A 9,784-nucleotide genomic window follows, 5' to 3' on the forward strand; every position below is an offset into this window, starting at 1 on the left:
AGGGCCCCCGTCACAGGACCGGAAGACACAACCTGTGAGCGGTCAGGGCCCGGAGGAGGCAGCGCAGCATCACCACGCAGGGCCCCCGTCACAGGAGCGGAAGACACAACCTCGACCCGAGCCTTCGGTGCCGTCGGAACTGCGGCGGGTCGTCCAGCGGGGCCTGTGGTTCGAGGAGTTCGAGACCGATGTGATCTACGAGCACCGGCCCGGCCGCACCATCACCGAGGCCGACAACGTCCTGTTCACCACGCTCACCATGAACACCCAGGCACTGCACTTGGACGCCGCGTTCAGTGATGCGCTGCCGCCGTTCAACAAGCGCCTGGTGAACTCCATGTTCACCCTCTCGACGATGGTCGGCCTTTCGGTCGCCCAGCTGACCCAGGGAACCATCGTGGGCAATCTCGGGTTCTCCGAAATCGCCTTTCCCAAGCCGCTTTTCCACGGCGACACCATGTACGCCGAAACCGTGGTCATCGGCAAGCGCGCGTCCGAGTCGCGACCGGGCGAGGGTGTGGTCACCTTCGCGCACACCGCGCGCAATCAACACGGCGAGGTGGTCGCGACGGCCACCCGTAAGACCATGGTCCGGTTCCGCCCGGACCGGTCGGGAACGGAGCAGTAGATGTCGGGTACGGGTAGCCCATGGGAGATGCCGGGGCCGGCGTGGCTGTTCTGCCCCGCCGATCGTCCGGAACGGTTCGCGAAGGCGGCCGCCGCGGCCGATGTGGTGATCCTCGACCTCGAAGACGGGGTGGCGCCCGCCGACAAGGCCGCCGCCCGTGCGGCCCTCGTTTCCACGCCGCTCGATCCCGAGCGCACCGTGATCCGGGTGAACGCGGCGGGCACCGAGGACCACGCTCTCGATCTGCTCGCCCTGGCCGACACCCGTTATCGCAGGCTCATGCTGCCCAAGGCGGAATCCGCCGAGCAGATCACCGACCTCGCCGATTTCGAGGTCATCGCGCTGGTCGAGTCGCCGTCGGGGGCACTCGCGGTGAACCGGGCGGTGCGGGCCCGCAACGCCATCGGCGTCATGTGGGGCGCGGAGGATCTCGTCGCCGGGCTCGGCGGCACGAGCAGCAGGCACCCGGACGGCACCTATCGCGATGTGGCCAGGCACGTCCGCTCCACCACCCTGCTTGCCGCCAAGGCTTACGGCAAGCTGGCGCTGGACTCGGTCTACCTGAACATCCGCGATCTCGACGGACTGCGCGCCGAGTCCGAGGACGCGGTGGCCTCCGGCTTCGACATCAAGGTCGCCATCCACCCGAGCCAGGTCGAGGTGATCCGGTCCGCCTACGCGCCCTCGGAGGAGGAGATCTCCTGGGCGAAGCGGGTTCTCGCCGAAGTGCCGAATCATCGCGGCGTGTTCGCCTTCGAGGGCCGGATGGTCGACGGCCCGGTCCTGCTGCACGCCGAACAACTGCTGCGCCGCGCCGGCCGCGACTGATCATCCAGGCACAGAGGAGTACCGCCATGCAACCCCAGTGGACGCCGGCCGAGAGCGATATCGCCGAGGCCAGAATCACCGATTTCGCCCGGTTCGCCGCCGAGAACGGCAGTTTCGAGGCGCCGGAAGGTCCCGAGGCGGCCGGTTATCACCGGCTGTGGGAATGGTCGGTGAGCGATCTGCCCGGATTCTGGCGCGCGGTCTGGGAGTACTTCGATCTCGGGGAGATCGCGGGCGAGGTGCTGGCCGACGACCGGATGCCCGGGGCGGACTGGTTCCCCGGCACCCGCCTGAACTACGTCGACCAGGTGCTGCGCCAGGCCCGCACCGACCGTCCGGCGATCCTGGCGGTCTCCGAGGACGAGCCGCCCCGCGAGATCTCCTGGGCAGAACTGCTCGGGCAGACCGCCGCGATGGCGCACACGCTGCGGGAACTCGGCGTCCAGCCGGGCGACCGTGTCATCGGCTACCTGCCCAACATCCCCGAAGCCGTGATCGCCTTTCTCGCGACGGCGAGCATCGGCGCCGTGTGGAGCGCCTGTGGCCAGGACTACTCGCCCAAGGCGGCCCTCGACCGGCTGGGCCAACTCGAGCCCACGGTCCTGATCACCGCCGACGGCTATCGCTTCGGCGGCAAGGCCCACGACAAGAGCGCCGATATCGCCGCCTTGCGTGCGGGCCTGCCGAGCCTGCGCTCGACCATCGTGGTGCACCGGCTCGGCGCGTCCGTGCCGGAGACGACCGCATGGACGGAGGCAGTCGCCGACTCCGGGCGCACGCCGGATCTGCAGACCGAGCAGGTCGCCTTCGACCATCCGCTGTGGATCGTGTTCTCCTCCGGCACCACCGGCCTGCCCAAGGGCATCGTCCACGGTCACGGCGGCGTCCTCCTCGAACACCTCAAAGCTGTTGCCCTGCAATCGGATATCGGTCCCGAGGACACCTTCTTCTGGTACACGAGCCCGAGCTGGATGATGTGGAACTTCCAGGTCGCCGGGCTGCTGACCGGCTCGACCATCGTCTGTTACGACGGCAGCCCCACCTATCCCGCCCCGGACGGCCTGTGGCGGCTGGCCGCCGAGACCGGTGCCACCGTGCTGGGCACCAGCCCCGGTTATGTCCTGGCCTGCATCAAGGCGGGCGCGCGCCCGGCCGCCGAGCACGACCTGTCGGCGCTGCGCCTGGTCGGCATCACCGGTTCGGCACTGCCGCCCTCCTCGGCCCTGTGGCTGAGCGACAATGTCGGTGTGCCGGTCGCCTCCATCAGCGGAGGTACCGACGTGGTGTCGGCCTTCCTGGGCTGGGCCCGCACCGTCCCGGTCTGGCCGGGCGAGTTGTCGGTGCCCTATCTGGGCGTCGCCCTGGACGCCTACGACGCGTCGGGTAACTCGGTGCGCGGTGAGGTCGGCGAACTGGTCGTCACCGCGCCCATGCCGTCCATGCCGGTCTCGTTCTGGCGCGACGAGGACGGAAAGCGTTACCACGACGCATATTTCGACATGTTCCCCGGCGTCTGGCGGCACGGCGACTGGATCACGCGCACCGCGCACGGCAGCATCGTGGTGCACGGCCGCTCGGATTCCACGCTCAACCGCCACGGCATCCGGATGGGCAGCGCCGACATCTACCAGGCGGTGGAGAGTCTGCCCGAGATCGCCGAGGCACTGGTGATCGGCGTGGAACAGCCCGACGGCGGTTACTGGATGCCGCTGTTCGTCCTGCTCGCCCCCGGCGCGGAACTGACCGCGGAACTCGTCGACCGTATCGGGCAGACCATCCGCACCGAAGTCTCGCCCCGGCACGTCCCCGACGAGATCCTGCTAGCCCCCGGCATCCCACACACCCGAACCGGCAAGAAGCTGGAGGTACCGATCAAGAAGCTGCTCCAGGGCGCGGACGCCACCCGCGTCGTCGAACGCAGCGCCGTCGACGCCCCCGACCTGCTGGACTGGTACGCGGCCGTTCGCCCAGCCGGCACGTAGCGCCGGCCTCGACGCGTCCTTGCAGTCCGCGGCCCAGCGCGCAGACGAGCGGACGGACCGAGCGCCACGGGAACGGCCCGACCGACCCTGCCCAGCGTCCTCCATCGAGCCGAGACGGCTGGAGCCCGCCCGGACAGGCACGATGCCGATCGGCCGCGCGATCAGCCGCCGGCGCGGGACAGCGCGCCGTCCGGAGCGTGCAGCGCATCGCCGACTGGCTCAGGCGTGACGGCGGGGATCCAGCGCGTACCGATCTACCGCGGGTACCGCGCCGGACGATCAGCGGGAGCGGCGCACCACGGTCAGCGACGGGCGCGGCGCAGCACGTTGCGCCAGATCGCGCGCTGGGCTCCGGTGACGGTGCGAACCAGCTCACTCGCGGTGAACGAACGCATCAGCAGCGCTTGATCGCCCAGCGCGGCCCGGCGCACCGCCCCGTCCGCCTTGCTCGGGTGGCCGGTGTCGAACGGCGGGTGCGGGTCGTACTCGATGCCGAGCTGGATGGCCTGCGCCCGTGCCGGGCCGTGGATCTCCCCGACCAGCCACAGCGCCATGTCGAGTCCCGCCGAGACGCCTGCCGCTGTGACGATCCTGGTGTCCGAACGTACGACGCGCTGCTCGCGCTGCGGCCGCGCGCCCATCGCGCCGAGCGCGGATTGCGCGACCCAGTGCGTGGTCGCGGGCTTGTCGTCGAGCAGCCCCGCGCCCGCGAGGATCAGCGATCCGGTGCACACCGATGTGGTCCATTCGGCCCGGCTGTGCGCGGCCCGCAGCCAGTCCAGCACTCGCCGGTCGCCGGCGAGGGCGGTCGCGGCGGGACCGCCGGGTACCACGATGATGTGCGGCGCGGGTGTCTCCTCGAAGGTGTGCGTCACACCGAGCGCCAGCACGCCGCTGTCGGTGAGCACCGGCCCGACCGCGTGGCCGACGAGCCGCACCTGTACGTCGGGCAGGAAACGCAACACCTCGTAGGGACCGATCGCGTCCAATGCGGTCATCCCTGGATACAGCACGATCGCCACCTGTCGAGCGCTCATCGGCACAACTCCTTTGTCGGACCATCCATTCGAACGGTAGCAACGGCGACCGGCGGGAGGACCCGAGTGCCGCGGCATCGACCTGGGCAAATCCCGGTCGGGACGGCATCGTTACGATGTTCTTCATGAGTGTCGACAACCGCCGCACGGCGCGACCAGCGGTCGACGGCGACTCGGCACCACGTCCGATCCGGCGCAGGCCGAAGAACCGCCGGGCGCAGATCGCCGCCGCGTCGGCCGCAGCCTTCGGCGCGCTGGGCTATCACGGCGTGAGCATGGAGGACATCGCGTCGGGTCTCGGTATCAGCTCGGCCGCGCTGTACCGACATTTCCCCAGCAAGTACGCCCTGTTCCGGGAGGAACTACTGCGGGTCGGCGCGGCGATGACCGACTCGATCCGGCTGCCGGACGAGGCGCGGGACTGGTCTGCCGAGCGCAGGCTGCGCCATGTCGTGCGGGCGGTGGCCCGGGCGGTCATCGACAACCGCGCGACAGTCACCCTGGTGCGCTGGGAAGTTCGCTACCTCGAAGAGCCCGACCAGCAGATCCTGAACGAGCAGCAGTCCACCGTGCTCGACGCCCTGGGCACCGAATTGCGTTCGCTGCGGCCGGATCTCGTCGAAGACGATGTGCGCGTCCTGCGGGCCGCCATGCTCAGCGTGCTCACCAGCATCGCCGACCACCACGCGACACTGCCCGCGAAAGCGCTGATCCAGCTGCTCGATTCGGTCTGCTGGACGCTGGCGCAGGCCGATCTGCCCGCCGCCGCGCCGGACCCGGAACCCCCTGCGGCCGTGGATATCCCGGATTCCTTCAAGCACGAGTTGCTGCTGCGCAAGGCCGTGGAACTGTTCCACGAGCGCGGTTACCCGAATGTCAGCGTCGAGGAGATCGCCACTGCCGCAGGTCTTTCCGCCGCGTCAGCGGTCTACCGCTTCTATCGCGGCAAGTCCGATCTGCTCGCGGCCGCCTTCCGGCGCGCCGCCGATCGAGTCTCGGCGGCGATCGGCCCGGCGGTCGCGTCGGCCCCGAGCCCGGAAGCCGCCATGAGCGTGCTGATCGAGCGTTTCGTCTCCGGCTCGTTCGCCGAGCGCGCGCTGACGTTCGTCTACTACACCGAATTCCAGCACGTGCCCGCAGAGGAACGCGCCGTGCTGCGCAATATCCAGCGACTGAACGTCGACGAGTGGAGCAAGCTCGTGCGCGACGTGCGCCCGGACCTCTCTGCCGCCGAAACCCGATTCCTCGTGCATGCCGCTTTCGCGCTCGTGGTCGACCTGGGCCGCTCCTTCGGCGAGGACCCGATCGCCTCCCAGCTACGGGTGCGTCTGCTGATGGAACTCACGCTGTTCGGCCGTCCGGTCAGCGCCGGGCAACCCGCTCCGCGAGCGGCGCGGCAAACGCCGTAATGTTAACGGATATTCCGATCCTGATATTTGAAATCGCGCAGAGGAGCAGCATTGTTACGGATCCTTTGTGACCTTTGATTCAGTTTGATTCAGGTAGCGCGAGAGAGCACGACCAAGCATCCGTTTGGGATAACATCGCCGAATGGACGCGCACAAGCGCCGCACTTCCGGCGGCACGGCAAGTCGCGGTCAGGCTGCCGAGCGTGTGGTCCGCAAACGTCCCCGAGACCGTCGCGCGCAGATCGCCGCCGCCTCCGCCGAGGCCTTCGGACTGCTCGGCTATCACGGTGTGAGCATGGAGGACATCGCCTCACGCCTCGACATCAGCTCCACCGCCCTCTACCGGCACTACCCGAGCAAGTACGCGCTGTTCCGGGAAGAGGCCTTGCGGCTGAGCGCGCTGTGCGAGGAAGCCGTCACACTGCCCCCGGCGCTGCGCGCCGCACCCGCCCGTGACCGCATCGAGCACGTCATCGGCGCCCTGATCGACCGTGCGATCGCCAACCGCAGGGGTTCCGCGCTGCTGCGCTGGCAGAGCCGTTACCTCGAGCCCGAGGACTATCACGCGATGATGAAGCAACTGGCCGACGGCCAGGACGTGTTGTGCGATCTGCTCGCGCAGCACCGTCCCGAACTCGACCAGGACGATCGCATCGTCCTGTCCGCCTCGGCGCTCAGCGCGATCGGCTCCATCTCCGATCACCAGGTCTCCATCCCGGTGCGGGCACTGACCGGACTGTTGCGCGTGTCCGCCTACGCCGTACTCGACAGCGAACTGCCGCCCGCCGGGAGCGCCGCCGAGACCGCCCGGCCCGCGGAGATCCCGCTCACCTTCAAACACGAACTGCTGCTCAAGAAGTCGGTGGAGCTGTTCCACCAGCGCGGCTATCCCAATGTCAGCGTCGAGGACATCGCCAATGCGGCGGGCCTGCCCGCGTCGTCGGCCGTCTACCGCTTCTATCGCAGCAAGGGAGATATTCTCGCCGCCGCCTTCCGGCGCGCCGCCGACCGCGTCTCCGCGGCCATCGGGCCGGCCATCGCCTCCACCGACGGCCCGCGCGAAGCCCTCACCAGACTCGTGGAACTCTATGTGGACGGCTCCTTCGCCGAGCGTGAGCTGACCTTCGTCTACTACGCCGAGATCAGCAATGTCCCCCGGGAGGACCGCACCCTCCTGCGCAATATCCAGCGCCTGAACGTCGAGGAATGGGCCAAACTGCTCGTCCGGACCCGCCCCGAGCTCTCCCCGGCCGAGGCGCGCGTTCTCGTGCACGCCGCCCTCGCCCAGGTCGTGGACCTGGGCCAATGGCTCGGACCGGACAATCAGATCTGCGACCGGGCCCGGGTCATCCACCTCATGCACGCCATCCTCTTCGGCCCCGCCGCCCCGTGACCGGCGATCGCCGGCTCCGCACCGCTCCGCAATCGGCCCTGGAAAAATAATCGGAGAAAACTGGGCGGGAATGTCGAGACCGGCGTGCCCGCTCCGTCCCAGGGGTGAGCGACCGACCGGGGTCGCCGGAACCGAAGGGAAGATTGTCATGGCGAAGTACCTGCTGCTCAAGCACTACCGGGGGGCGCCCGCGGCGGTCAACAACGTTCCGATGGATCGGTGGACGCCGGAGGAGATCCAGGCACACATGCAGTACATGCACGACTTCGCGGCGAAACTGGAGGCCAGTGGCGAATTCGTCGACGGCCAGGCGCTGGCGCCGGAAGGCGCGTGGGTGCGCTCCGACGGTGCCGGCAAGCCGCCGGTGACCGACGGTCCGTTCGCCGAGACCAAGGATCTGATCGCCGGATGGATGATCATCGACGTGGATTCCTACGACCGTGCCGTCGAACTCGCCGGCGAGCTCTCGGCGGCGCCCGGTGCGGGCGGCGAGCCGATCCACGAGTGGCTCGAGGTCCGGCCGTTCCTGACCGCCCCTCCCACCGTCACCGAGTGACCACCGTCGGCGCGGTGGACGAGACCCGGCTGCGGGAGCTGATTCCCGGCGTCCTGGCGGCGCTCGTCCACCGCGGCGCGGATTTCGCCTCCGCCGAGGATGCCGTGCAGGAGGCCCTGATCCGCGCCGTCGAAACCTGGCCGGGGCAGCCGCCCTCGGATCCGAAGGGCTGGCTGATCACGACGGCATGGCGCCGCTTCGTCGACCTCAGCCGTTCCGAGGCCGCCCGGCGCCGTCGGGAGATCCTGCTGACCGAAGAGCCCGTACCCGGTCCGGCCGCGGATGTGGACGAGACGCTGCAGCTCTATTTCCTCTGCGCGCACCCGAGCCTGCGCCCGGCCTCCGCGGTCGCCCTCACGCTTCGCGCCGTCGGCGGGCTCACCACCAGCCAGATCGCACAGGCCTACCTGGTGCCCGAAGCGACCATGGCCCAGCGGATCAGCCGCGCCAAGCGCACGGTGAGCGAGGTCCGCCTGGACCGCCCCGGCGACCTGCGCACGGTTCTTCGAACGCTGTATCTGGTCTTCAACGAGGGCTACAGCGGTGATGTCGACCTCGCGGCCGAGGCCATCCGGCTGGCCAGGCAATTACACACGGGCACAGGAGATCCGGAAGTCGCCGGCCTGCTCGCCCTCTTCCTGCTCCACCACGCCCGACGCCCGGCCCGCACCCGCGCCGACGGCAGCCTCGTGCCCCTGGCCGAACAGGACCGCGGCCGGTGGCGACACGACCTGATCGCCGAGGGCGTCGCGATACTCCAGACCGCGCTGGCCCGCGACCGGCTCGGCGAATACCAGGCGCAGGCGGCGATCGCCGCGCTGCACGCCGATGCCCCGACCGCCGAGGAGACCGACTGGGTGCAGATCGTCGAGTGGTACGACGAACTCGTCGCGCTCACCGACAGCCCGGTGGTTCGGCTCAACCGGGCTGTCGCCGTGGGAGAGGCGGACGGCCCGCGTGCCGGGCTGGCCGCGCTCGCCGAACTCGACCCGACGCTCCCCCGCTACTCCGCCGCGGCCGCGTACCTGCACGAACGCTCGGGTGACCGCCGCGCAGCCGCCCGGCTCTACGTGGAGGCCGCCGCCCAGGCGCACAACCTCGCCGAACGCAACCACCTCACACTCCGGGCCGCGACCCTCCACCAGCGGCTCGCCGAAGGGCTCCGGGAAGCGGACCAGCGTTCGGAGAGCGGCGGTCGCCGGTCATGACCAGCCCGTCGGCCGGGTCCGGTTCCGTACGCGGAACGGCTACTGCTGCGGCGCGGGCAGGGGGGAGTCCACCTGGTTGACCAGCCAGCGGCCGTCGGTCTTCTCCATGCGCAGGATCATCGACAGCTGGCCCGGCGAGGCCTGGCCCTGGGTACCGACGCTGGTGATGGTCTGGCCGATCATGATGACGGCCTCGGCGGAGGTCTCGTCACCGGTCTTGATGGCGCATTCCACGTGCTGCACCTTGGAGACCACCTGGCCCTCGGTGAGAACTTCCCTCAGTTCGCGGCTGGTGTCGTCGAACTGTTCGTGCCAGTCGCCGGTGGCGCCGTCGAGAACGCCGGCGAAGTAGGCATCGAGATTCTTCGCGTCGTAGTCGGCCAGGCGCGGAGCGTAGTCGCAGGCGGCCTGGCGGGCTTCCTCGTGCGCGGCCAGCAGCGCTTCGTTCTGGCTGTTCTGGACGAAGAAGTAGCCGGCGGCGCCGACGGCGGCGCCGAGCGCGATCGCGCCTATGGAGCCCGCGGCAACGAGCTTGCCGCGGCTCGCGGCCGGTCGCGGCTCCGCGCCGTCCGCCGCTGCCGCGACGGCGCTCGCCGCAGTGGTCTTCGCGGCCTTTGTCCTACCCGCGTCATCCGCCGTTTCGGCGGGCTTCTTCTCGATCCGCACGGTTTCGGCCGCCTTCTCGGACGAATTTTCGTTGTCCGAGCCCGGATCGACGTCGTTGTCACTCATGGCGTGGGAAT

The 9,784-nt window shown here is 69.5% G+C and carries 9 protein-coding genes; 7 read left to right on the forward strand and 2 right to left on the reverse strand.

Annotation, left to right across the window (positions count from 1 at the left end; all coding sequences use genetic code 11):
- Positions 1-127 precede the first annotated feature (127 nt).
- The 3 genes from ON26_RS23630 to ON26_RS23640 are packed head-to-tail and all read left to right on the forward strand — an operon-like array spanning position 128 to position 3,438.
- Positions 128-628: a MaoC family dehydratase gene (locus ON26_RS23630; RefSeq protein WP_040798696.1), complete on the forward strand. Its 501-nt coding sequence runs from the start codon at positions 128-130 to the stop codon at positions 626-628.
- Positions 629-1,456 carry an HpcH/HpaI aldolase/citrate lyase family protein gene (locus ON26_RS23635; protein ID WP_040798698.1) on the forward strand — a complete coding sequence of 276 codons (828 nt, stop codon included), beginning with the start codon at positions 629-631 and terminating at the stop codon, positions 1,454-1,456.
- Between the two features lie 26 nt (positions 1,457-1,482).
- Positions 1,483-3,438, forward strand: coding sequence for an acetoacetate--CoA ligase (locus ON26_RS23640; protein WP_040798699.1), 1,956 nt, complete (start codon positions 1,483-1,485; stop codon positions 3,436-3,438).
- Between the two features lie 302 nt (positions 3,439-3,740).
- Here ON26_RS23640 and ON26_RS23645 read toward each other — a convergent pair whose 3' ends face one another.
- Positions 3,741-4,475 carry a DJ-1/PfpI family protein gene (locus tag ON26_RS23645; protein WP_040798700.1) on the reverse strand — a complete coding sequence of 245 codons (735 nt, stop codon included), beginning with the start codon at positions 4,473-4,475 and terminating at the stop codon, positions 3,741-3,743.
- 125 nt (positions 4,476-4,600) lie between these two features.
- On the opposite strand from ON26_RS23645, the gene ON26_RS23650 reads away from it, so the two are divergent.
- The 4 genes from ON26_RS23650 to ON26_RS23665 all read left to right on the forward strand — a co-directional run bounded on the left by ON26_RS23650 (position 4,601) and on the right by ON26_RS23665 (position 9,041).
- The gene (locus ON26_RS23650; protein WP_051027471.1) at positions 4,601-5,884 is read left to right on the forward strand and encodes a TetR/AcrR family transcriptional regulator; all 1,284 of its coding nucleotides are present in this window, start codon (positions 4,601-4,603) and stop codon (positions 5,882-5,884) included.
- Between the two features lie 142 nt (positions 5,885-6,026).
- Positions 6,027-7,277, forward strand: coding sequence for a TetR/AcrR family transcriptional regulator (locus ON26_RS23655; RefSeq protein WP_040798701.1), 1,251 nt, complete (start codon positions 6,027-6,029; stop codon positions 7,275-7,277).
- Between the two features lie 148 nt (positions 7,278-7,425).
- Positions 7,426-7,833 carry a YciI family protein gene (locus tag ON26_RS23660; RefSeq protein ID WP_040798703.1) on the forward strand — a complete coding sequence of 136 codons (408 nt, stop codon included), beginning with the start codon at positions 7,426-7,428 and terminating at the stop codon, positions 7,831-7,833.
- 14 nt (positions 7,834-7,847) lie between these two features.
- A complete protein-coding gene (locus tag ON26_RS23665) occupies positions 7,848-9,041 on the forward strand; it encodes an RNA polymerase sigma factor (protein ID WP_040798916.1) in 1,194 nt (397 codons plus the stop codon).
- 39 nt (positions 9,042-9,080) lie between these two features.
- Here the strand turns inward: ON26_RS23665 and ON26_RS23670 are convergent, their stop codons facing one another.
- Positions 9,081-9,773: a hypothetical protein gene (locus ON26_RS23670; RefSeq protein WP_083884315.1), complete on the reverse strand. Its 693-nt coding sequence runs from the start codon at positions 9,771-9,773 to the stop codon at positions 9,081-9,083.
- Between the last annotated feature and the right edge of the window lie 11 nt (positions 9,774-9,784).

This window comes from Nocardia higoensis NBRC 100133, assembly GCF_000308595.1.
Lineage (GTDB): Bacteria > Actinomycetota > Actinomycetes > Mycobacteriales > Mycobacteriaceae > Nocardia > Nocardia higoensis.